The sequence below is a fragment of the Kribbella sp. NPDC049584 genome (assembly GCF_040675555.1).
Lineage (GTDB): Bacteria > Actinomycetota > Actinomycetes > Propionibacteriales > Kribbellaceae > Kribbella.
Map to the genome: position 1 here is coordinate 107,704 of NZ_JBFAPF010000006.1, position 22,565 is coordinate 130,268.

17 protein-coding genes are annotated in these 22,565 nt (G+C 68.6%); 10 read left to right on the plus strand and 7 right to left on the minus strand.

The features are described from left to right. Positions 1 to 219: 219 nt before the first annotated feature. The gene (locus AB0J62_RS21815; RefSeq protein ID WP_363873825.1) at positions 220 to 1,584 is read left to right on the plus strand and encodes an FAD-binding oxidoreductase; all 1,365 of its coding nucleotides are present in this window, start codon (positions 220 to 222) and stop codon (positions 1,582 to 1,584) included. A 65-nt stretch (positions 1,585 to 1,649) separates the two neighbouring features. On the opposite strand, the gene AB0J62_RS21820 is transcribed toward AB0J62_RS21815, so the two are convergent. The 4 genes from AB0J62_RS21820 to AB0J62_RS21835 form a co-directional block, all read right to left on the minus strand. After that, complete coding sequence (locus AB0J62_RS21820) at positions 1,650 to 2,231, minus strand: hypothetical protein (protein WP_363873828.1); 582 nt, start codon at positions 2,229 to 2,231, stop codon at positions 1,650 to 1,652. Beyond that, positions 2,228 to 2,800 carry a hypothetical protein gene (locus AB0J62_RS21825; protein WP_363873831.1) on the minus strand — a complete coding sequence of 191 codons (573 nt, stop codon included), beginning with the start codon at positions 2,798 to 2,800 and terminating at the stop codon, positions 2,228 to 2,230. Before AB0J62_RS21825 ends, AB0J62_RS21820 begins: the two co-directional genes overlap by 4 nt. A gap of 191 nt (positions 2,801 to 2,991) precedes the next feature. Further along, positions 2,992 to 3,531, minus strand: coding sequence for a dihydrofolate reductase family protein (locus AB0J62_RS21830; protein WP_363873834.1), 540 nt, complete (start codon positions 3,529 to 3,531; stop codon positions 2,992 to 2,994). Positions 3,532 to 3,544: 13 nt separating this feature from the next. Then, positions 3,545 to 4,108, minus strand: a complete 564-nt coding sequence (locus AB0J62_RS21835; RefSeq protein WP_363873837.1) for an NADPH-dependent FMN reductase — start codon at positions 4,106 to 4,108, stop codon at positions 3,545 to 3,547. 133 nt (positions 4,109 to 4,241) lie between these two features. On the opposite strand from AB0J62_RS21835, the gene AB0J62_RS21840 reads away from it, so the two are divergent. After that, positions 4,242 to 7,265, plus strand: coding sequence for a BTAD domain-containing putative transcriptional regulator (locus AB0J62_RS21840; protein ID WP_363873840.1), 3,024 nt, complete (start codon positions 4,242 to 4,244; stop codon positions 7,263 to 7,265). A 76-nt stretch (positions 7,266 to 7,341) separates the two neighbouring features. Further along, a complete protein-coding gene (locus AB0J62_RS21845; RefSeq protein ID WP_363873843.1) occupies positions 7,342 to 8,889 on the plus strand; it encodes an LLM class flavin-dependent oxidoreductase in 1,548 nt (515 codons plus the stop codon). 21 nt (positions 8,890 to 8,910) lie between these two features. On the opposite strand, the gene AB0J62_RS21850 is transcribed toward AB0J62_RS21845, so the two are convergent. After that, positions 8,911 to 9,537 carry a DUF6308 family protein gene (locus tag AB0J62_RS21850; protein WP_363873846.1) on the minus strand — a complete coding sequence of 209 codons (627 nt, stop codon included), beginning with the start codon at positions 9,535 to 9,537 and terminating at the stop codon, positions 8,911 to 8,913. Positions 9,538 to 9,765: 228 nt separating this feature from the next. Between AB0J62_RS21850 and AB0J62_RS21855 the strand changes: the two genes are divergently transcribed. Next, a complete protein-coding gene (locus tag AB0J62_RS21855) occupies positions 9,766 to 10,383 on the plus strand; it encodes a DUF4291 domain-containing protein (RefSeq protein ID WP_363873849.1) in 618 nt (205 codons plus the stop codon). Between the two features lie 141 nt (positions 10,384 to 10,524). Further along, the gene (locus AB0J62_RS21860) at positions 10,525 to 11,142 is read left to right on the plus strand and encodes a LysE family transporter (RefSeq protein ID WP_363873852.1); all 618 of its coding nucleotides are present in this window, start codon (positions 10,525 to 10,527) and stop codon (positions 11,140 to 11,142) included. Here the strand turns inward: AB0J62_RS21860 and AB0J62_RS21865 are convergent. Next, positions 11,139 to 14,837, minus strand: a complete 3,699-nt coding sequence (locus AB0J62_RS21865) for a UvrD-helicase domain-containing protein (RefSeq protein WP_363873855.1) — start codon at positions 14,835 to 14,837, stop codon at positions 11,139 to 11,141. The genes AB0J62_RS21860 and AB0J62_RS21865 overlap by 4 nt on opposite strands. Then, entirely contained in the window at positions 14,830 to 17,901 is a 3,072-nt protein-coding gene (locus tag AB0J62_RS21870; protein WP_363873858.1) for a PD-(D/E)XK nuclease family protein, read from the minus strand. Before AB0J62_RS21870 ends, AB0J62_RS21865 begins: the two co-directional genes overlap by 8 nt. A gap of 126 nt (positions 17,902 to 18,027) precedes the next feature. On the opposite strand from AB0J62_RS21870, the gene AB0J62_RS21875 reads away from it, so the two are divergent. The 5 genes from AB0J62_RS21875 to AB0J62_RS21895 all read left to right on the plus strand — a co-directional run bounded on the left by AB0J62_RS21875 (position 18,028) and on the right by AB0J62_RS21895 (position 22,557). After that, complete coding sequence (locus AB0J62_RS21875) at positions 18,028 to 18,240, plus strand: hypothetical protein (protein ID WP_363873861.1); 213 nt, start codon at positions 18,028 to 18,030, stop codon at positions 18,238 to 18,240. Positions 18,241 to 18,247: 7 nt separating this feature from the next. Continuing rightward, positions 18,248 to 18,643 carry a VOC family protein gene (locus AB0J62_RS21880; protein ID WP_363873864.1) on the plus strand — a complete coding sequence of 132 codons (396 nt, stop codon included), beginning with the start codon at positions 18,248 to 18,250 and terminating at the stop codon, positions 18,641 to 18,643. A 223-nt stretch (positions 18,644 to 18,866) separates the two neighbouring features. After that, entirely contained in the window at positions 18,867 to 21,587 is a 2,721-nt protein-coding gene (locus AB0J62_RS21885; RefSeq protein WP_363873867.1) for an FtsK/SpoIIIE domain-containing protein, read from the plus strand. A 13-nt stretch (positions 21,588 to 21,600) separates the two neighbouring features. Further along, a complete protein-coding gene (locus AB0J62_RS21890; RefSeq protein ID WP_363873870.1) occupies positions 21,601 to 22,278 on the plus strand; it encodes a hypothetical protein in 678 nt (225 codons plus the stop codon). A gap of 18 nt (positions 22,279 to 22,296) precedes the next feature. Next, positions 22,297 to 22,557 (plus strand): hypothetical protein, encoded by a 261-nt coding sequence (locus AB0J62_RS21895; protein ID WP_363873873.1) that lies wholly within the window; start codon positions 22,297 to 22,299, stop codon positions 22,555 to 22,557. Positions 22,558 to 22,565: the final 8 nt, after the last annotated feature.

Consider the following 22,565-nt stretch of genomic DNA (forward strand, 5'->3'; position numbering starts at 1 on the left):
GCTTCGATATGGGATTGACGAAACCCGTCCGGCTTGGGAAGGTCGGGGGGAACGGGCGGGGTCTGGGGGAGGGCCGGGGTGCCCGTCGGGGGTTCAGACGCTCTCTGGGGGAGATGTTTTCGCGCTGCACTCGACGGCGACGACCGGTCTGCGCGGCGCGCGTGTGTGTGGTGCACGCGCGCGCCGATCTGCGACAGGCGACAGTTTCGGGGAGCGGACATGAGTGCGATAGACGACCTGCGGGAACGGACCAGAGGACAGGTCTTCACCGAAGGTGACGAGGGGTACGACGCGGCGCGCCGCGTTCACAACGGGATGTACGACCGGCGCCCACAGGCGGTCGTGCGGTGCGAGAACGCCGGCGACGTGATGGCGGCGGTTGACTACGCACGGACGAACGGCCTCGACCTGGCCGTGCGCGGCGGCGGGCACAGCGTGCCTGGTTTCGGGACGGTCGACGACGGCGTCGTCATCGACCTGAGCATGATGCGTAACGTGCGCGTCGATCCGGTGACCCGGACCGCGCGGGCCGGCGGCGGAGCGACCTGGGGTGACTTCAACGCGGCGACCCACGCGTTCGGGCTGGCGACCACCGGCGGCGTGGTCTCCACAACGGGAATCGGCGGGCTGACGCTGGGCGGCGGGATCGGGTACCTCGCCCGCGGTCTCGGGCTGGCCTGCGACAACCTGATCTCGGCGGACGTCGTGACCGCGGACGGGCGGTTCATGATCGCGAGTGAGAAGGAGAACGAGGACCTGTTCTGGGCGCTGCGCGGGGGCGGCGGCAACTTCGGCGTGGTGACGGCGCTGGAGTACCGGCTGGCGCCGGTGACGACGGTGTACGGCGGGCCGATGTTCTTCGAGCTTGCCGACGCGGCCGCCGTACTGACCGGGTTCCGCGATCTGATGCCGAACGCGTCGGAGCAGCTGGGCGGTTTCCCGGCGTTCCAGATCGCTCCGCCGCTGCCGTTCATTCCCGAGGATCGGCACGGCGAGACCTTCGTGGCGATCGTCGGTTGCTGGGCCGGTGACCCGGACCGCGGCGAGACCGAGATCTCCCGCTTCCGCGATTTCGCACCGGTGGTCGCCGAGCATGTCGGCACGATGCCGTATCCGGCGCTCAACAGCGCCTTCGACGCGCTCTACCCGAAGGGCCTGCAGCACTACTGGAAGGCCAGCTTCGCGACCGAGCTGACCGACGAGGCGATCCAGGTCCACGTGCGGCGCGGGCGCGACGTACCCGTGGTGAACTCGACTGTGCACATTTACCCCATCGACGGCGCTGTCCACCGGGTGACTGCCGACGGGACCGCGTTCGCCTACCGGAACGCGAACTTCGCCACGGTGATCGCCGGGATGTGGCCCGACCCGGCACAGAACGAGGCGAACATCGACTGGGTGCGCTCGTACTACGACGACCTCGTGCCGGAGTCCGAGGCCGGCGGGTACATCAACTTCATGGCCGAGGACGACCAGGGCCGGATCCGGGAGAACTACCGGCAGAACTACGACCGGCTGGTCGAGGTCAAAGGTAAGTACGACCCGGGCAACCTGTTCCACCTCAACCAGAACATCGTGCCCTAGGCAACTAACGAGGTGCGGCCGGTACGTCGTTGTACCGGTCGCACCCCGGGTCGTTGTCAGACTTGTCAGAGGGTCAGCAGGCGCTGGAAGAACGCACGGTAGCGCTGCAGCGCCGAACGCAGGTCCTCGGTCGACGGCTCGCCGCCGGACCACTGCTGCTCGAGGCCCTGACGCTGGCGGTCGAAGCTGTCCGCCAGGTTCTTCAGCACGTCGTCGACCAGCGAGTCGGCCTCGGTGACGGCCTTGCGCGGGTCATCAACGAACCCTTGCTGGATGACATCCCAGCGAGCCCGGTAGTCAACCACCGCATCCTCGGCCACCAACGGCTCGTCAGCCGCCGGCGCGGCCGTCATTCCGCTCTCCGTCCGGTCCGCCACGCGGTCATCGGCCCGGTGGTCATCGGCCAGGCCGCCATCGGCGACACGGTCGCCAGCCAAACGGTCCTCGGTCATCCGGTCGCCGGCCATCCGGTCATCAGTCATGCGGTCGTCGGTCATCCGGTCGCCGGCCATACGGTCCTCGGCCATGCGGTCGTCGGGGAGTTGGTCGTTGTCGGGCATCCGGCGGTCGTCCAGGGCGGAGTTGCCGGCCGCGGAATCGAGGTCGGTGTCGTAGCGGCGGTCGTTCGGCACGTCTGACATGGTCATGCTTGCTCCTCGGCGGTCGTCGGGCGGCTGTGGCGAGCTGTGCTGTCGTGCAGCAAAGCGTCGACCAGTTGGCCGTAGGCGGTGACCGCCTGGCGCAGGTCTTCGGTGCCGGCCTCACCACGGGTGTCAGCGACTGCGACCCGGTGTGCGTCGCGGTAGTGCGCCGCGACCTCCGGGTGGTCGACCGAGATGTCGTTGACCCGCTGGTCGAAGTCGTCGACCGGGTAGCCGGACTCGCGCATCATCCGCAGTACAAGGCGATCCGCGTCGGCGACCGCACCGGCAGGGCGATCCACGAAGCTCTGTCGTATCTCGGCCCACTCCACCTCGTAGGCGGCCGCGGAACCCTGGCTCAGCGGCGTGATGTCGAGCTGTGACACGCGCCGTTCCCGGCTGCGCAGTTCGCGCTCGGCTCCGCGCCGGTCACCCGACTCCTCGAGCGTGCGTTCGTACTCCGGGCCGAACCGCTGCTGCAGCTCGCCGGAACGTCTGCGCTGGTACATGAACAACAGCGCGGCCGCCGCGAGTACCACGACGACGATGATGACGATGGTCAGGACGGTACCCATCAGAACTCCAGTGCGATCGGCTGAACGGGTCTGCGATCGCGCAGGGCGCAGCGATCGAACAGACCCCCGGGCAGACGGTCCCCAGCGCCGCCTTGTCGTCCCCCGTGGACCGTCCGGTACCCACGCCAATCACACGCAAGCGTCCGGCCCGCACACCTTTCGGGGTGTGCGGGCCGGAAGGGAACGCCGGCTCAGGCCTTCGGACCGAGCTTGTGGACGACGATGCCGGACTTGAACGTCGTCGTACCGAGCAGTTCGAGGTGGGTGAGGTCGATGTTGTCACCGCGGAACATGTTCGCGCCGTCGGCCACCACCGGGAAGATCCAGAAGTGGTACTCGTCGACGAGCTTGTTCTCCAGGAGGGCCTTCGAGAACGAGCCGGTGCCGTACTTGATCAGGTCGCCGCCGTCCTCCTGCTTGAGCCGGCGGACGGCCTCGACCGCGTCACCCTCGAGCGGCCGCGCGTTCCACTTCCAGTCGGTCAGCGTGCGAGTGGCGACGTACTTCGGCATCGCGTTGAAGTGATCCGTGAACGGGTCCCCGCCGCGCTGCATCCACGCGTCCGCGAAGCCTTCGTACGTGACGCGGCCGAGCACCTGCGCGTCGACGCCGTCCATCAGGCCTTGCGCGTACGCCGCGTGCTCGTCGTCCCAGTACGGCGGGCTCCAGCGCTGTGGCTCCTCGATGACGCCGTTCAACGTGACGAACGTGGTTTCGATCAGCTTCCTCATGGGTCTGGTCCTTTCAGGGTTTGTACGGACGCCTGGAACGGGCGTCCCGGAGTGCTTCGGCCCACCAGACGAGCTGGTCGAGCATGAGTTTGGCTTGCGCCTCGTAGCCGGCGGACGGCTTGGGCCAGCCGCCGTCGGCAGTGAACTGCTCCCAGTAGCAGGGCAGTGCGACGGTGTTGCGAATCGTGACGGCCTGGAGTTCGGTGAAGACCTGGCGCAGTTGAGCAGTGGCGTAGCAGCCGCCGCTCTCCCGGCCGTAGCTGACGATCGCGACCGGCTTGGCGTGCCATTCCTCGTAGTACCAGTCCAGTGCGGTCTTCAGCGACGCCGGGAAGCTGCAGTTGATCTCCGGGGTGACGACGGCGAACGCATCCGCAGCAGCCAGCCTCGGAGCCAGTACGGCGACCTGGGCCGACGTCTCGTCGTCGGTGTCCGGCAGGGTCGTCGGGAGGTCCGCGGCGGCGAGGTCGAGGAGATCGACCTCGAACTGCTTTGCCGCCTGCTGTGCCAGCCAGTGCGCCACGGTCGGGCCGAACCGGCCACGCCGGGTGCTGCCGATGATCACTGCCAGTCGCATTTCCCGCCTCCTCCCGTCTGGTGCCCTCTGGTTCCGCCTGGTTCCGCGTGGTTCCGTCTGACACAGACTCTGCCGGAAGGGGTTTACGGTTTCTTTCCGGTTCTTGGTGCCGGGACCGGAATAGGGTGCCCTCATGCGTTTCGGGGTGCTGGGACCGGTGACGGCGTGGACAGACGCAGGGGAGCCTGTAGTCATCCAGGGCCTCAAGGTGCGCGCGCTCCTGGCCGACCTGCTCGTCCACGAGGGGCGTCCGGTGCCGGCGGACCGGCTCATCGACGACCTGTGGGGCTCCAACGTGCCCGGCAACCCTGCAGGGACGCTGTCTGCCAAGGTGTCCCAGCTGCGCCGAGCTTTCGAGGACGCCGAGCCGGGCAGCCGCTCGCTGGTGCGGTCCGGCCCGGCCGGCTATTCGGTGTCCGTCTCGAGCGCCAACTGCGACGCACTGCGATTCGGCGAACTGGTGGCCGCGGGTTCGCTCGACGAGGCGCTGGCGCTGTGGCGCGGCCCGGCGTACGCCGACTTTGCGGACAACGCGTTCGTGGAGACGGCTGTGGCTCGGCTGACGGATCTCCGCCTGACTGTGCTCGAACAGGCAGACTTGCCCGTTGTCGATCTCGCAGCGCTGGTCAAGGAGCACCCGCTCCGTGAGGGCTTGCGGGCCGCGCATATGAAGGCGCTGTACCGCGCCGGGCGTCAGAGTGAGGCTCTGGACAGCTATGCACAGCTGCGCGACCTGCTGCTCGATGAGCTCGGACTGGACCCCAGCCCTGAGCTCGTCGCCCTGCAGCAATCGATCCTCACGCAGGACCTGCCGCATGCCCGCAACAACCTCCCCGCGGCGTTGAGCGAGCTGATCGGTCGCGATGACGCTCTGGCTGAGGTTGACGCCAGTCTGGCGAGCTCGCGGTTGGTCACCCTGACAGGTCCCGGTGGAGTGGGCAAGACCCGCCTAGCTCTCGCCGCGGCCGCTGCGACGGCGGACCGGTTCGCTGACGGCGTTGTGCTGGTCGAACTGGCTGCCATCACACCTGATGCGTTGTCGGTCGCCAACTCGCTCACCGACGCGGTGCAGGCCGCGCTCGACCTCCGCGACACCGGCGGCTCGTCAGCGGTCGACCGGCTGGCCGCAGTGATGGGGTCACGCTTGCTGGTCCTGGACAACTGCGAGCAGGTGATCGAAGACGTTGCTGCGTTGACGGACCGGCTGCTGGCAGCCGCTCCTGGACTGCGTGTGCTGGCAACGAGCCGTGAGCCGCTCGGACTGGCCGGTGAGGTCGTGTGGAGCGTTCCGCCGCTGGAGGTGCCGCTGCCTTCGCTCCGTCCGGAGGAGGCAAGTGAGTGCAGTGCGGTGCAGCTGTTTGCGACGCGTGCTGCCGCTGCGTCGCGTGGCTTCGCACTGACCGACGAGACGGTGGCTGACGTTGCAGTACTCTGCCGGCGGCTGGATGGCATCCCGCTGGCGTTGGAGCTCGCTGCGACGCGGGTGCGAGCGTTGGGCGTACGTGGACTCGTCGCGCGGCTGGACGACCGGTTCCGGTTGCTGGCGACGGGTCATCGGGGCGCTGCGCCGCGGCAGCAGACTCTGCACGCGATGATCGACTGGAGCTGGGAGCTGCTCGCACCGGAAGAGCAGTCCGTCCTCCGGCACCTCGCAGTACACGCAGACGGCTGTACTGCGGAAGCTGCGGCGGCTGTGTGCGGCGAGGACGACGTACTGGATGTGCTGGTGCGGTTGGTCGACCGGTCGCTCGTCGTACCGGTCGAGGGGACTCGCTTCAGGCTGCTCGAGTCGGTCGCGGCGTACTGCGTCGACAAGCTACGAGCCACCGGCGAGCTGGAGTCCGCACGTCAGCGGCACTTGTCGTACTACGTGTCGCTGGCAGAGGCTGCGCGGCCTGGACTGTTCGGTGGCGAGCAGAGTCGGTGGCTGCAGCTGCTGGACGATGACTCCGCGAACTTCCGGACCGCACTGGATCGGGCTGTGGCCACTGGGCAGCTGGACCTGGCTGAACGGCTTGTTGATGCACTGGCCTGGTACTGGTTCCTGCGTGGACGTCACCTCGAGGCCATGCGGTCTCTGGAGGCCGTACCGGGATCTGCTCGTGCTGGAGCGTGGCGAGCCGGGTACATGTACCTGCTCGGTCATCCTGATGCTCCAGTTGAGCGGGATCGCTGGGTGGATGCTGCGGACGCGATGGGGCTGTGGTGGATCGCCAATGCTGCCAGCGACGCCGGAGACCTTCCGGCGTGCGAGGCGATGCTGGACCGGGCATTGAAGAGGTTCGAGGCCGACGAGGCCCAGTGGGGTGTCGCGGCCGTGCTGGCTGCGCGCGCGAAACATGCACACGTACGAGCGGATCTGCCGGCTCTCTACGACAGCGCGTGCGAGAGCATCACGATCTTCCGTGCGCTGGGGGACCGGTGGGGTGTGCTGCAGGCTACGGGCTGGTTCGGCGCGCACGCGGAACTCGTCGGCGACTTCGATGAGGCACAGCGGCTCCACCTAGAGGGCCTACAGGCCGCCGAGGAACTCGGACTCTGGCCAGAAGTTGCCAGCGCGTTGGGCATGCTCGGCTGGACGGCGATCCGGCAGGCCCGCTACGAGTCCGCCCGGACGTACGGCGAGCGTGCGCTGCGGCTGGCCACCGAACAGGGACAGCGTGCGACGCAGGCGCTGGCGGAGCTCGTGCTCGGCTTCGCGGCACGCCGTACCGGAGCTCTGGACGAGGCGTCGGAACGGTTGCAGGCGTTGATCGACGCCGCGCGGTTGCAGAAAGAGTCAGTGCTCTATCTGTCGATCGTCTTGGAGGAGCTGGGGTTCGTCAGAGAACTCCAGGGCCGCCCGGACGACGCGCTGGCGCTGCACACGGAGGCCTTCCAGGTGTCCGTGGACTTCGACTCGCTGCGTGGCATGTGCTGGGCGCTGGAGGGGATCGCCGCCTGTCATCCGGACAAGACCCTGGCGGCTGTCCTGCTGGGGTGCGCGGCTGCCACGCGGGCGTCGGAGAACTACCTGATGGCCGCCACCGAGACCGAGGATCTCGACCGGGCGGTCGCCGCCGCCGGCGTCCTGGGCGAGACGGCGTACGAGACGGCGTACGCGCGTGGCGCCACGTTGAGCCCCGCCGAAGCCTTTGCGCTGCTCGTCCGCCAGTAGATGTTCTGTAGTTGAGATTATTGGTCTGCCGAAGTAGTTTTGCTCCCGAGCCAACTTCGACAGGTGAAGGTGAACCATGGATTACGGCCACGAGCTGGTCTTCGGCACGTTCCTGACCCCCGCGGTCGACAATCCCGACCGCGTGATCGCGCTGGCCCAGCTGACCGAGCAGGTCGGCCTGGACCTGGTGAGCTTCCAGGACCACCCGTACCAGCCACGCCTGATGGATGCGTGGACCCTGCTGTCGGTCGTGGCGGCTCAGACGCAGCGCATCAAGGTGACCACCAACGTCGCCAACCTCCCGCTGCGCCACCCGGTCGTTCTCGCGCGCAGTGTCGCAACACTTGACCTGATCACCGGCGGGCGAGTGGAGCTCGGACTCGGTGCCGGTGGCTTCCTGGACGCTGTCGCGGCGAACGGCGGACCGCGGCTGACGACCGGGCAGAGCATCACCGCGCTGGAGGAGGCCATCGCGATCATCCGCGAGATCTGGACGCCTACCGGCGGTGGCATCCGGGTAGCAGGGAAGCACTACACGGTGGCCGGCGCGAAGCGCGGTCCGGAGCCCGCGCATGACGTGTCGATCTGGCTGGGTGCGTACAAGCCGCGGATGCTTGCGGTCACCGGGCGGCTCGCGGACGGGTGGCTGCCCAGCAGCGGGTACGCCGGTCCGGATCAGCTGACGGGTATGAACAAGCTGATCGACGAGGCCGCGCTGGAGGCCGGACGTGATCCTTCCGCGGTACGGCGGCTGTACAACATCTCCGGTCGCTTCAGCGGGAACGGCGGGTTCCTGCAGGGACCGGAGGAGCTGTGGATCGACCAGCTCGCTGAGCTGACGCTGGGGGAGGGGATGAGCACCTACATCCTCGCGTCCGACGACCCTGACGACATCCGGCGGTTCGCTGAGGTGGCAGCAGGCGTTCGCGAGGCGGTCGACGCTGCTCGTCGGCTGCCGGTCGACGCCGTACGAGCACGGCCTGCTGCTGCTCCTGCGGCTTCTGCGGCGGTTTCGCAGGACGCAGGTGGTTTCAGCGTCGTCCCGACGCCACCGCCGGCGGTCAAGCGCAGCGCAGTACAGCTGCTGGACGAGATGGCGCGGCCGACCGGTCCGGTGCAGGACCCGTCGCGGACCTACACGCCGTACCAGTTGCAGTCCGGTCAGCACCTGATCGACGTACACGACCATCTGCGGGCTGAGCTCGAGCAGGTGCGCGATCTGGTCGAGCAGGTCGCCGCGGGAACGCTCGGCGTCGGAGCGGCGCGGTCGGCGATCAACACGATGACTATGCGACAGAACAACTGGACCCTCGGCACGTACTGCGAGTCCTACTGCCGTCTCGTCACTACGCACCATTCGATCGAGGACGCCTCACTCTTCCCGCATCTGCGTCGCGCCGACCCGGAGCTGGTCCCGGTCGTCGATCGGTTGCAGGAGGAGCACAAGATCATCCACGACGTACTCGAAGGTGTCGACAAGGGTCTCGTCGCACTGGTTGACGGATCAGGCAGCATCGACGGATTGCGTGCCGCCATGGACCTGCTCGACGACACGCTCCTATCGCACCTGTCCTACGAAGAGCGCGAACTGGTCGAGCCGCTCGCGCGACTCGGCGTGTTCTAGCTCCTTCGCTTGACCCAGCAGCTACTTCGCTTCGCCCAGCAGTGAGGCGAGGATGTCGAGCAGGCGGAGCGTCGGCACCTCGCCGAGCAGGCGGGCTGCGCTCGTGGCCGGCTCCGCGATCAGCCGGACCTGCAGCAACTTGAAGTCGCGGACGTTCGCCGGGTTGACCAGGTCGTCGCGGACGGCGGACAGGAACTCCGATCCCGCCGACGCCGTGCCGTACGTCATCCGGATGAAGCTGTCGGTCACGGGGAAGAGGTACGGCCGCTTGAGGTGCAGCAGCTTGGACTTCTTGGCGTGCCCGAATCCGCGGTGGCCGGTGAACTTCTCGTCCAGCGCCATCGCCGCCTCGAACAGGTCGCTGCCGCGCTCCGCGTCCTCCAGCCGCGCGTCGACCGGGATCGCGGCGAACTCCTTCTCCGCCTCGACCTCGAGCAGCCACGGGATGTCGAGCGCGCGCAGATCGCTGCCGATCACCATCGTCCGGCCGAGGTCCTCGAACGTGACCCGGTTCGGGTCGGAGCCACCGACGGTGGTCATCCCCGGCAGCCCGTCGTAGTACCGCAGCACGGCGCCGTTGGTCTCGGCGTACAGCCGCAGCTGCGCGATCGCCTCGTCGACGACGATCTTCCGGGTACCGATGTTCATGAGCCACACCCTCACACTTGTGGTGGCAGACCCGCCAGCGGGCGGACCATCATTCGAACGTTCCTCACACACTGTTTCCGCAGATCGTAGCGACTCCACGGCCCCCCGCACGCCACTCTCACTTCCCGTTATCCACAACCTGTAACCATCCGGCCCGGGAGTCTCGAATCTCTATAGACTCTCAGTAACAGATCACGCACTGAGAGGAGGCGTGCGAGGATCGGCGCCATGGCGGCGGTGTTCCGGCAGGTCCGGGCGATGTACGACGACGAGACGGTTGCGGTGTACCAGGCCTACCCGCCGGAGATCGCCGCGCCGGCCTTGGCGGCGGGGACGTTCGTCGAGCCGTTCGGGATGGGACGGATGACGTGGATCAAGCCGTCGTTCCTGTGGATGGCGTACCGGTCGGGGTGGGGGACCAAGCCTGGGCAGACGCGCGTGCTGCGGGTTCGCCTGAAGCGCGCGGGATTCGAGTGGGCCTTGGCGCACGGCGCGCTGTCGCATTACGAGTCTGGGTTCCACGAGTCCGAGGACGCGTGGCGGAAGGCGATGGAGTCGGCGCCGGTCCGGATCCAGTGGGACCCGGAGCAGACGATCAAGCTGACCCCGACCCCCGAGGTCCGGTCGATTCAGATCGGCCTGTCCGGCGACGCCGTGCGCCGGTATGTCGGCGAGTGGATCAGTGGGCTGGAGGACGTCACCGCGGAGATGCAACGGATCCGTGACCTGGCGCAGGTGTCCCCGGAGGCGGCGGAGGCAGAGCTGCCACCTGAGCGGCCGTATCCCGTCAACGACGAGCTCGCCGCGCAGATCGCAGCGACCCGGGGTGCGCATCCGGCCGGCTAATTCGGTTGAGCCCCGACGCGCAGCTGCTCATGATGTGCCCATGACTACGATCCTTGGACTGTTGCTGAATGAACCTGCGGCCGTGGTGGCTCGGGTTCAGCAGCAGGTGGGTCGTGGATTGGGGTCGACGCTCGGTCAGTCGTGATCGGGGTAGTGGTCGCGGGGCTGCTGGCTGGGTATGGGGTTGCCATGCCGGTCGGGCCTGTCGGGACCTACCTGGTGGCGTTGACTGCACGGAGCTCGTTGCGCATCGGGATGTTTGCGGCGCTCGGGGTCGCTTCCGCCGATGGCTTGTACGCCGCGGTGGCGGCCGTGGCTGGTACGGCGTTGGCGCCGTTGCTGGTGCCTGTCGTCGGACCGTTGCGTTGGACCTCTGTTGTCGTACTGATCGGGCTCGCGGTGATGGGCGCGGTCAAGGCCGTACGGCGGTATCGCGTGCAGCGGCTGGCCGTGATCGAGCAAGAGACGCCGGTCGGCGTACGGACGGCGTACTTCGGGATGCTCGGGATGACGATGCTCAACCCGTGGACGGTGATCTACTTCGCCGCTCTCGTGCTGGGCGGGTCCGGTGTCGCCGGGTTCGGTGAGCGGATTGTGTTCGTCGTCGCGGCGTTTGTGGCGTCGGCGAGTTGGCAGCTTCTGCTTGCCGGCGGTGGGGCGTTGCTGGGACGTCTGCTGACTGGTCACCTCGGAAAGCTGGTGACCGCGCTGGCATCGACCCTGCTGATCGTGGTGCTGGCCGTCCGTCTCGTTGCCTAGGGCACCTGTCGCTCGATTGCCCCGCTGGGGTTGAGGAACAGGAGGATCGGCGGTCCGGTGTTCGGGAGGATGGCCGAGTACGCCTGGAGCTGTGGAGCGTAATAGGCGACTCGGCTGTCCAGGGCCGCCGCGGGGATGGCGTCCGTCTTGTAGTCGACGATGGTGAGACGGCCGTCGTCCTCGCGGTAGATGAGGTCGACGAAACCCTCGAGCACCGTGCCGTCAGGCTGGACCGTGCCGACATACGACTCGCGCCAGTGCTCGCGGGCGGCGGCTCGTTTCACTACGTCGGACGCCAGCGCCGATCGCACGAGCGCGCTCACGACATCGGCGTACTCGAGCACGCCCTCAGCCAGGCACTGCGCGGAGACGGCGGACTCGAGGCCGGCGCCCGTGGAGAGGTCGACGACCTGGAGTACGGCGTGGACCGCGCGGCCGATCGCGGTGCCGTAGCGTCCCTTGGTCCACGGTGGGAGCTCCAGGTCGCGGGCGGCCTTCGCCGTACCGGGGTCGATGTCGTCAAGCGCGACCTCCGGGCCGGTGCCTTCCAGACCGGACGCGCTCTGGGCGGAGCGGGCGCGACTTGCGGCCTGGGCGGCGGAGGCTCGGGCCTCCCACTCTGTTCGAGAGATCGGCGGGGTGACTTCCGGGCTGCCGGACGGTTCACGATCGGGGACTGGTGGGCTGGTGAACAAGGTCGAGTGCGGCGCCTCGACACCGCCCGCGGATGCGAGCAGCTCGGCGTTGCTGGAGTGGCGGCGATTGCCCGAGCGGTGCAGCGAGACGATCAGGTGGTCACGGGCGCGCGTCGCGGCGACGTACAGCAGGCGGCGGCGTTCGAAGTCGTCCATCTGCTCGTCGACCGGTTGCACGAGGTCGAAGTCCTCGGTCTGCACCGACGACTTGAGCTTCACGGCATACCCGCCGTCCGGCGGCCACAGGACCTGGACGCCACGCTGACGGTTCGGGGCCGCAGTCATGCCGGAGAGGATGACGATCGGGAACTCGAGACCCTTCGCAGCGTGGATCGTCATCACGCGGACAGCGTCGGCGTCGGTCTCGGGAAGCACGGCCTCGGCGACGCGGGACGTTTCTTCGCCTTGGTGAGCGGCCCAGGCGAGGTACGAACGCAGGCCGCCGTGCTCGACCTCGGACCACGCGCGGGCCTGGTCGACGACGAACCGGATCCGGCGCCAGGCGTCGCGGGCTCGCGGGCCGATCGCGGCGACTTCGAGCATGCGGCGGTCGGCGACGATCTTGGCGAGAACCTCGCTCGGCGTGAGCCAGCGTGCGGCGTAGTGCGTGCGGCGGAGCCACTCCATCGCGTCGCCGACCGGGTGGGTCAGGAGCTGGTCAGGGACCGGGGCGGTCAGTGTGAACGAACCGCCGGACCGTTTCCAGGTGAACAGGTCGTCGTCGCCGCAGCCGAACAGCGGTGAGCGCAGGGTGGTGACGAGGGCGAGTTGGTCGCTGGGGTCGCCGAGCGCGCGGGCGCAGGCGAGCAGGTTGCGGACCTCGGCCGTTTGGTAGACGAGTGAGCTGGCCTCGGCGCGGTACGGGATGTCGGCGCGGTCGAGAGCGTCTTCCAGGAACGGAAGGGACGTGCGGGCCGGGACGAGTACGGCGATGTCCCCGGCTTCTGCCGGACGCCAGGCTTCGGCACGGTCGTCGTACACCAGCCAGCCGTCACGCAAAGCCTGCTCGATGACGGACGCGACGTCGGTCGCTTCGCGTTCGCGCAGGACGGAGGCTTGGGCGCGGGGGAGATCGTCGTGCGGTTCCGGACCGAGGATGGTCACGGCGGGGCCGGCGGAGGGGTCGCCCTCCTCAGGTGACAGACCCGGTGACAGACCCGATGACAAACCGGGGGACAGGCCCCCCGGCTGGTCTGCGGGTACGTCGGCGGACACGGAGTCGTCGCGCCGACGGAACGGCAGCACGGTGGCGACGTCGGCAAGCTGCTCGCCGTCGTCCGTCGGCATGGGCGTCGGGTCCTCGTCGAAGAGGGTGGGAGCGTCGTCGGCCTCGTCGAACATGGACAGCTGGTCGCCCTTGACGGGACTGGACTCGATGGGGCCGGACTTGATGGCGTTCGGCCTGACGGGACCGGGCCTGACGGGACCGGGCTCGACGGGACCGGGCCTGACGGCGCCGGGCTCGGCGGCGCTCGGCTTGGCGGGGCTCGCCTTGGCAGCGCCGGGCTCGGCGGGCCGATCGGCTCCCTGAGGACTAGACCCCGTACCCAGACGATCCGATGACGAGCTCCCAGCACCGCCCGGGTGGGTGGACAAGGTGGGGTTGGTGCGGTGGGGCGACAGGGACTGGTACGACGGCTGGGCGGCTTCCTGGGGTTGGATCAGGGTGGCGAAGACGGTATTGATCCAGGTGAGGATCGGGGGCACCGTGCGGAAGTTGGTGGTGAGGGCGACGGTCTCGCCGAGAAGGTCCTGCGCGGTGAGGTATGTCGCGATGTTGGCGCGGCGGAATCGGTAGATGGACTGCTTCGGGTCGCCCACCACGAACAGCCGGCCTTCGGGCACCTCGACATCGCGCCAGTCCTCGGCGTCGGCCTCGACACCGCCGGCGATGCGGACCGCGAGCTCGATCTGGATCGGGTCGGTGTCCTGGAACTCGTCCAGCAGCAGCCGCTCGAACCGCTCCTGAAGGTCCCCGCGAACAGTCGCGTCCCGCCGCAGCAGATCACGCGCGAGCACCAGAAGGTCGTGGAACTCCAGCCGTCCCTCGGCGCGGCGAAGCTCTGCCGACTCCAGCACCCGCTCCGCGATCCAGTGAGAAAGATGCCGAAGGCAAGCATCAAGCAGTAGCTCGACGAGCGAACCGGCAACCTCGACCACCTCGGTGCAGTCGCCCCGCACCTTGGCGACATCCGGCCAGTTCTCCTTGCGCCCGATCCGTCCGACCTTCAGTCCGCGCAGTGTCTGGAGGATCGCCAGCTGCGACTCCTGGTCGGTGGCGGCGTCGAGCATCAGACCGAGCTCGCGAATCTGCACGAGCTTCGGCAGCAGCCGGTCCTCAGGATCGAGGCAGGACTCAACCACCCCGCCGATCTGCGCGGCCGCGGCAACCAGGCCGGTCAGATCCGGCATCGCCACCAGCTCAGGCGGATCGACCAGGACGCGTTCGGCGATCAAGTCCCAGTCGTTCCCGAACAGCCGCGCGAGCGACCGGAGATGCTTCAGCTCAACCCCGACGGCCATCGCGAGCAACAGCGGTTCAGCGATGGAATCGTCATCAAGCAACTGCTGCTGCAACTCCGCCCAGCGCTCCTCGAACGCAACCGACGACCCGACCTCGTCGAGTACGTCGATCAGCGGAGGCAGCCCGGCTTCGATCGGATGGGCGAGCAGGATCTGCTGCGCAAAGGCATGCAGCGTGCCGATCGAGGCGGAGTCGAGGTCGTCCAACGCCGCGTCGGCCAGCTCACGGGCATCGCCCTTCCGCGCCCGCTCGAACTCGACCCGCAGCCGATCCCGCAACTCCGCGCCGGCCTTCTCGGTGAAGGTGACGGCAGCGATCGTCCGCAGCGGTACGCCGTCCCGCAACACCAAGGTGGTCACGCGATCGACCAACGCATGCGTCTTGCCGGAACCCGCGCCCGCCTCGACGAACAACGTGGTCTCGGTGTCGGAGCGGATGCGGTCACGCGCCGCTCCATCCAGCAGTTGCTCACTCATCGCCGGCCTCCAACGCAGTCGGGTCGATGAGCCGGACGAGCCGCTCCAGAACGGGGTCGTGACGCTTCCGGTCCCAGCGCGCGCGGACCTCGCTGTGTCCGATGCCGTCGGGGTTGCAGTAAGGGCATTGCACCCAGAGGAAGTCCGGCACCTCGGGCGCCTTCGGCGGGAAGTACCCGGCCGCGATCGACGACACGATCACGTCGAGCGTGTCGACATACCGCTCCTCGACCTCGGGGGTCAGGGGAACGGGGATCCGTTTGCCGCCGCGCCGCACGAACCAGTACGACGCCTCGACCGGAGTGGACGGTTCGCCCAGCCGGGCCCGGGCCGCGTACGCATACACCGGGAGCTGCAGCTTGGTCCCACCCGCGACCGGGTCCGACTCGATGCCCTCGTACCGCGAGAAGCCGCCGGTCTTCACATCCGTTACGTAGATCGTGCCGTCCGCGCCGAGGTCCACCTTGTCGGCCGACCCGCGCAACAGCACCCGACCGGACGGCACCGGGATCTCCACCGGCGGCTCACCGTCGAACCCGAATCGCAGCTCGCTCGCGACGACCGACGCGGATCGCTCCGCTCGCCACCGGTCGTCGTCCGTCAACAGGACCATCAGGTCGCCGAGGATCCGCAACCGCTCGCGTTGCCACAAGCGCGGATGCCCGGTCAGTCCTTCGGCCTCGAACTGATCGGCCAGATCAGCCCCGATCGCCAGCAGCAGTTCGCGTTGGTCCGCCGTCCACGGCTCGCCGTTCGTCGGGAGCGAGCCGGCCAGGCGGGTCACGAACGCATCGAGGCTGTTGTGGATCAGGTTCCCGATCTGCACCGGTGAGATCACCAGTAGGTCCTCGGGCGCTTCGAGGGGCTCCACCTGAAGCAACCGCTCGACGAAGTACGCATGCGGGCAGGTCGCATAGGACTCGAGCGACGTCGGCGACGCGATCCGATCTTCGACTGCGTACTCCGGCAGGCCGGACACACCAGACAGGTCCCCGTCGAAGCGCGTGAACGCATTCGAACCACGCCCGCGCAACAGCTCCCGAGCCCGCACCAGCACGCCGTCCTGCACCCACAGTCCAGCCGCGGCGGCGCGTGTCTGCCACTCCTGCTCCGTCGCCGGCATCGTTGCCTTAGTCAACGATCCGGCGTACGACGCCGACGTCTGCAGCACCTCGTCGTGCCTGTCCCACTGGGTCGCCGGCAGCGCATGATCGCCGGTCAGCTCCCGCAGCGACCCGAGCAGCCAACGCGTCGGCAACCGGCGTGAAGATCGCCTCAGATCGCCGCGCGGGAATGCCGCCACGACTCGCGCGCCCGCCGAGAAGGCAACCAGCAGATGGCGTTGCTTCTCGTCCAATCGGTCCCGGAACGACGCCAGCTCGGGCGCGGCCGCCTCACGCACCCGATGGGGGAGGAGCGCATCCTCATGCACCCGTCCCGGATACAAGTCCTCCGACAGGCCGACGACGTACACGATGTCCGCGGACAACCCGACGCTCGCCGACAGCGGCGCGACCAGCACGCCCGTCCCGAACGTCCCGACTCGAGGCAGCGACTGCTGCAGCTCCAGATCCAGTACGTCGCGCAGCACCGCCAGGCTCGCCGGCGTCCCGAGCTCATCCAACGTCGACAGCCCCGTCAACGATCCCTCGACCGCGGCTGCGGCGTACTGCTCCTCGATCGGGAGAGACGAGTAGTCACCCAGCAGATCGTGGAAAAGCTGCAGCACCCCTTCCGACAGCTCGGCCCAGGTCTCCAACTCCGCGAGCGCGCTCAATCGACGCCGCAATGTCGAAGCGAATGCATGCAACCGCTCAGCCGTGGTCGCGTTGTACTGCGCACGCCGCACCGCGGCCGGCCGCGGATCCTCGGCGGCCTCTTCCTGATCAGCGGTCCGCCGCTCGGACTGGGCATAGCGCGCGAGCCGCGTGTCCCAGTCGTCCCCACGCACCACCCCGGCCGCCCGGGACATCCGCTCCCACTGCGGCACCGGGATCCGCTCGCCGCCGAAGTCCCGTGTCGGCGCATTCGCCAGCGCCCGGAACACGTCCGCACGCGGCAGATCCTGGTCGACCAACGCCAGCACTTCGAGCAGCGTCCGCGCAATTGCCCGCTCGTGCACAGGTCGCGTCCCCGGCCCGTTGACCTCGATCTTCGCGGCGCCGAGGTGCTCGTGCAGCAGACGCGCGTACGGCGAAGCGGCGGAGTAGAGCACCGCGATCCGATGCGCGGGCGTGTGCTCCAACGCCGAGACCACATCGCGCACGACGCAGCGCACCTCGTCGTCGGCGTCGGACGCGTTGAGGATCTCGGTCGCGACCGGGTAGTTCTTCGAGATCGACCGCGGTAGGTCGATCCCTATCCGTTCGAGCGATCGCCGGACGGCGCGGTCGGCACGGCGTACGTCGGTCAGGCCAACGATCACGGTGAGATCCGCCGCTGCGTCCCCGAGCGCTGCGACGAAGGCAGCCTCGGACTGCGTCAGCTCCTGCGGAAGATAGAGAAGGAGCGCACCGAGCTCACGGACGACCTCCGGCGAGGACGCGATCCGGGCAGCGGCGGCGCGGAGCAGGTCGGTCTCGTCATACCAATCCGAGGCCAGCTCGTCGGTGACGTGCCGGTGCAGGCGGACCAGATCCGGGCCGAGCGCGGACGCGTGCGCGACCTTGTCGAGGGCCGGATCAGTGAGGTCGCGGAGCTCGCGATGGGCCGATGCAAGCGCTTGGATGGTTGACGGGTGCTCGGCGACTTCCTCGAAGATGCCGGGCGCCTTCGCGAGCGCCGTACGCCAGGTGGCGGCGACGATCGGACGGGTGGCGGGACGGCGGGGTGACAGCAGGCCGGCGGCCATCTGCTCGGCCAGCCGCTCGAGCGTCGCCAGGTAGAGACCGGCGATCCCGGAGACGGCGAGGTGCCGGCGGGCGATGACGCCGGACAGGTTGTTGGGCAGCAGCAAGGTGACAGGGGTCATCGGATCGTCGGCCTTGAGCCGCGCGACGGCGGCTTGCAGGCACTCCAGCGCCGCGGCGCCGTACGCCGTGCTTTCGATCCGGGTGGTACTCACCACAGCCCCCGATCCTTTGATCTGACTGTCATCGCAGACGGTAGACCCTGCCACAGACAGAAAGGTGAAGGGGCGCGAAACGCCAAGGTTTCTGCAGGGTCGGCGGCTGCCTCTCACAATGAAGAAATGACCAGGGAGACGACGATCGCACGGGTGTTGCTCGTGGTTGTCTTCGCGCCAGGCGGCGGCCTGTTCGGCAAGGCGGTCGCAGAGGCCGCCCAGGCCCGTCCGTGGTGGCCGTGGCTGGTCGCTGCCCTGGTCTGGCTGGTGGTCTCCGGGGCGATCTCGATGGCGGTGTCGAACCGTACTGCGTCGGACCGTTCTGCCGAGCACAGATAATGCTGCGATGGTCGCCGCGGTGCATCACGTCGAGATCTGGGTCCCGGACCTGTCCCGGGCCGTCGCAAGCTGGGGTTGGGTCCTCAACCGGCTGGGCTGGAAGGACGGTGACGGCTGGCCCGGCGGCATGACCTGGATCGCCTCCGACGGCTCGTACGTCGTGGTCGAGCAGAGCCCTGCGATGTCGGCCGCCGAGCACGATCGGATGCGGCCCGGGATGAACCACCTCGCGCTGAACGCCGCCAGCCGCGCCGAGGTCGACACCGTCGTCGGCGAGGCCGCCGACCACGGCTGGACGCTGATGTTCGCCGACCGCCATCCGTACGCCGGCGGCCCGCAGCATTACGCCGCCTTCCTGCACAACACCGACGGCTACGAGCTCGAGATCGTCGCGCCGGACTAGCGACCGGACTACTGGGTGAGACTGCTGATGCCTGGAGTGACGGATGGGACTACAGGTGTGACATGGTTACACCAGGCAATCAGACAAGTCGCGGGGCAAGGGTGAAAGGGCGGTGCTCGTGACGGAGGAGCCTGACGGGGGAGGTATGCCCGGATCGCCCTCGCGCGGAGCGCGCAAATCAGACGCTGCGCGCGGAGCGCGCAAATCAGATCCTTCGCGCAGAGTGCGCAACTCGGACGCAGCACCGGAGGTCCTGGAAGCGCGGATCCGCGGTCTGCAGCATGCGCTGGGGCAGCTGCTGGAGAACGCGCGGCGGTTGACCCAGGGCGAGCATCAGCGCGCCGTCCGGCTGCATCGTCAGTTACAGGAGCAGACCGCTATCGCGCGGCGCGAATCGCGGGCGCTGGTCGACGCGAAGACCGCGGAAGCCTTGTCCGAGGCCGAGCCCAAGGCGCGGTTGCTCGCCGACCGGCTAGCGCCCGGCCTGGGATCGATCCCGCCGAACGACGCGCGCTGGCGTTCGCGCCAGCTCGTCGGCGCGGGCGTCCCGTCGTACGTGCGCGTCGGTGAGCTGGACACCGGTACGCCGGTGGTCGCGCCGCTGCTGCGGACGAACGGATGGAAGGTCACCGCGGACCGCAACGAGAACGCGCGCCGGCTGCTGCAGAGCACTGCGTTGCGGTTGATCGCGGCGGCCGAACCGTTCCGGCTCCGCGTCGACGCGTTCGATCCGCGGCTGACCGGGATGATGGGACTGCTCGGCCACCTGACCACGAAGTACCCGCAATTGGTGCCGAGGGCAACGCACACGGCGGAGCAGCTCCACACCGTGCTGTCCGGACTGGTGGACGTCTCCTCGCTGCGGGCGAGCCGGCAGGCGCAGCTCGGGCACGAGCGCTTCGAGGATCTGCTCAAAGAGACCGGCCAGGTCACCGATCCGTACCGGCTCGTCATCCTCTTCGACTACCCGTTCGGCATCGACACGCTCGCCCAGCGCGATCTGCTCCGGTTGGCCGCGACCGCCGGCAAGCGGGGGATCTGCTTCCTCGTGCACTACGACGCTTCGACGGCGGCACAGCTGGACGTCGACTCGAAACAGTTGCTCGAGTTCCTCAATCCCGTTGTCATCAGCAATGACCGGGTCGAGGTCGCACAGTTGCCGCCGGCAAGGCTCGACCCGCCGTTCGACGCGACGATTGCCGCGGGCATCTGTGACGTGATCGCCGAGCAGGCCGAGATCGCGGTCCTCCCGACCATCGACTTCGAGCGAACCCTGCCGGACCGCTCCACCTGGTGGCGGCCGGTCAAGGACGAGATCGGCGCCGTGATCGGGTACGACGACCGCACGCCGGCGCTGGTGCGCTTGCGCAGCGGCAACCCGGCGCTCCCGCACGTGCTCGTCGGCGGTGCGGTCGGCCAGGGCAAGTCGAACCTCCTCCTTGTGCTGATCCACGGGCTCGCTGCGCGCTACGCACCGGCGGATCTGGAGATGTATCTGCTCGACTTCAAGCACGGCGTCGAGTTCTCGGCGCTCGGCCCCGGTCCCGATCGGCCGCATTGGTTGCCACAAGTGCGGGTGCTCGGTGTGCACAGCGATCGCGCGTTCGGTCTCGCCGTACTGCGTCATCTCTCGGACGAGCTCGCCCGGCGCAGCGAGATCTTCAAGTCGCACGGCAACGTCGCCGACATCGCGGAGCTCGCGCCGGGTCCGGATCGACCGCCGCGCATCCTCGTCGTACTCGATGAGTTCCAGGTGCTGCTCGAGGACGACGACGAGCTCGCCGACGAGGCCGCGAAGTTGCTGGAGCGGCTGGTCCGGCTGGGGCGTGCGTACGGCGTACACGTCGTGCTGGCAACGCAGACGATCGAGGGCGTAAAACGGCTGTCGACGCGGCGGGACTCGATCTTCGGCCAGGTCCCGTATCGGATCGCGCTGAAGACCACGCCGGCCGACTCGCAGGCGATTCTGCGGAGTGGGAACACGGCGGCGGCCGAGCTGCAGTTCCGCGGCGAGGCCGTGCTGAACGCGAACTTCGGGTCGCCGGACGACAACCAGCATGTGCTCGTGAGCTTCGCGGACAAGCCGGTGCTGGATTCGCTGCGGCGTGAGCTCTGGTCGCGGGCGGGGTCGGAGGTGCATCCGCCTCGGGTGTTCCATCTCGCTGAGCCCGCGCACCTGACGGAGACGGCCGCGGCGGTGAAGCCGGAGTTAGGGAGGCCGTGGACGGGGTTGCCGATCGCGGTGACCGAAGAGCCGGTCTCGGTTGAGGTCCGGCCCGAGCCTGGTGCCGGCGTACTCGTGCTGGGGGACGGGCCGGCCGACGCGCTCGGGGTATTGACCGGGTTGGCGGTGTCGACGGCGGCGGCCGCGGTGGATCCGCCGCGGTTCGTGTTCGTGGACGGGACGAACTCGGCGCCGGTTGTTGCTGAGGGCAAGGATGCGTTGGTGCAGGTACTGCGGGAGCTCGGCTGTGAGGTCGAGACCGTGGACAAGCACGACGACATCGCGCCGCGGCTGTTCGCGCTGCGGGAGGCGATGCGGACGGGGCAAGCCGGCGGGACGTACCTGCTCGGGTTCGGATTCCACGGAGTACCGCGGATGCAGGTGCATGCCGAGGGGTACTTCGAGAGCCCGGCGAACGCGCTGCAGGACATCGTGCGCGACGGACCGGCGCAGGGCCTCATCACGTACGGGTGGTGGAACCGGATGCATGTCTGCACCGAGCAGCTCGGCTACGGGCGGGCCAACGTGGCGACTCACTTGTTCCTACGGCACCCGCAGGACGGCGTGCGAGCTGTGGCAGGGCCGCTGGTGCGGTGGGCCTCCGAGCCGCACCGGGGGCTGCTGTGGGACGGGCTGCATCCTGAGGCCCAGGTCGTCGTACCGTTCGCCTCACTGCGGGCCGACGAGGTGGATCGCACGGTGGAGTTGGTACGTCGATGAGGTGTCTTCTGAGATGAGGTCCGTGGAACAGGAGTGGTCCGAGTACGTGCGGGCGTTGCGCACGGTCGCGATGGCGCGGGCGGACGCCCAGCAGGCGCAGGACCGGTTGACTGCGCACAAGTCCAAGGCGGAGGCGACTGCGGCGGCGGAGGCCGACGCGATGGCCGAGCGCGGGCTGAAGCTGCAGACCCGGCTGAACGCGCTCGCCGAGACTGCGGCGGCGAGCCTGCAGCGGGCCGGGCTGCCTGCTGAGGGGAAGCGGGCGAACCACACGCTGCCCGAGATCCGGGCGCTGAACGACCTCGAGACCGTTGCCGAGCGCATCACCAAACAGCTCGCCGAATCGGTCGACGAGTTGGAGGAGCTGCGGACGAAGGCCCGGGCGATCCAGGAGCAGCGCAAGCGGCGTACCATCAGCGCGGTCCTGGCGCTGGTCGGGTTCGTGCTGGTGTGGGTGTTCAGCGGGTCGTTCCTAGCCGGGGTCGAGGCCGCGGCGATCGCGGCTGTCACGATGCTGGCCGCGTCGCGGATGCTCGGGCTGCCGCGGCTGCCCGGCGCGCGCTGGTGGGGCTGGGGCGGCGCGGTCGCGGTCTTCGTGCTGATGGCGGCGGGGCTGCCGTGGTGGATCGGGATCGGGGTGCCCGTCGTGGTGGCAGGTACGGCGATCGTGCTGCCGAAGAAGCGCAACTAGGTTTGGGAGTGGGTTGAGGTGTCCGACGTACTGCGGCTCAAGGAACAACTGCACCAGGTCGCGATGGAGGCCAAGCAGGCGGCCGGCGGCCTGGCCGGTTTCAAGCTGCGCTTCACCCAGCACAGCCAGCTGGTGGAGAGCTTGATCGCGGGCACCGCGACCGGTATCGATCGCGACATCACCGAGATCCTGGAGGCCGCGAGCAAGGCGGTCGAACAGGCCGCCGAGGCCCTCGAGATCGCGTCCGCCGGCTGCAAGAACTACGCCGACCAGATCTGAGGTTTTGG

Excerpts from the sequence above, each read along its gene's own strand:
- AB0J62_RS21815 (WP_363873825.1), top strand. The coding sequence starts at position 220 with ATGAGTGCGATAGACGACCTGCGGGAACGGACCAGAGGACAGGTCTTC.
- AB0J62_RS21820 (WP_363873828.1), bottom strand. The coding sequence starts at position 2,231 with ATGACCATGTCAGACGTGCCGAACGACCGCCGCTACGACACCGACCTC.
- AB0J62_RS21825 (WP_363873831.1), bottom strand. The coding sequence starts at position 2,800 with ATGGGTACCGTCCTGACCATCGTCATCATCGTCGTCGTGGTACTCGCG.
- AB0J62_RS21830 (WP_363873834.1), bottom strand. The coding sequence starts at position 3,531 with ATGAGGAAGCTGATCGAAACCACGTTCGTCACGTTGAACGGCGTCATC.
- AB0J62_RS21835 (WP_363873837.1), bottom strand. The coding sequence starts at position 4,108 with ATGCGACTGGCAGTGATCATCGGCAGCACCCGGCGTGGCCGGTTCGGC.
- AB0J62_RS21840 (WP_363873840.1), top strand. The coding sequence starts at position 4,242 with ATGCGTTTCGGGGTGCTGGGACCGGTGACGGCGTGGACAGACGCAGGG.
- AB0J62_RS21845 (WP_363873843.1), top strand. The coding sequence starts at position 7,342 with ATGGATTACGGCCACGAGCTGGTCTTCGGCACGTTCCTGACCCCCGCG.
- AB0J62_RS21850 (WP_363873846.1), bottom strand. The coding sequence starts at position 9,537 with ATGAACATCGGTACCCGGAAGATCGTCGTCGACGAGGCGATCGCGCAG.
- AB0J62_RS21855 (WP_363873849.1), top strand. The coding sequence starts at position 9,766 with ATGGCGGCGGTGTTCCGGCAGGTCCGGGCGATGTACGACGACGAGACG.
- AB0J62_RS21865 (WP_363873855.1), bottom strand. The coding sequence starts at position 14,837 with ATGAGTGAGCAACTGCTGGATGGAGCGGCGCGTGACCGCATCCGCTCC.
- AB0J62_RS21875 (WP_363873861.1), top strand. The coding sequence starts at position 18,028 with ATGACCAGGGAGACGACGATCGCACGGGTGTTGCTCGTGGTTGTCTTC.
- AB0J62_RS21880 (WP_363873864.1), top strand. The coding sequence starts at position 18,248 with ATGGTCGCCGCGGTGCATCACGTCGAGATCTGGGTCCCGGACCTGTCC.
- AB0J62_RS21890 (WP_363873870.1), top strand. The coding sequence starts at position 21,601 with ATGAGGTCCGTGGAACAGGAGTGGTCCGAGTACGTGCGGGCGTTGCGC.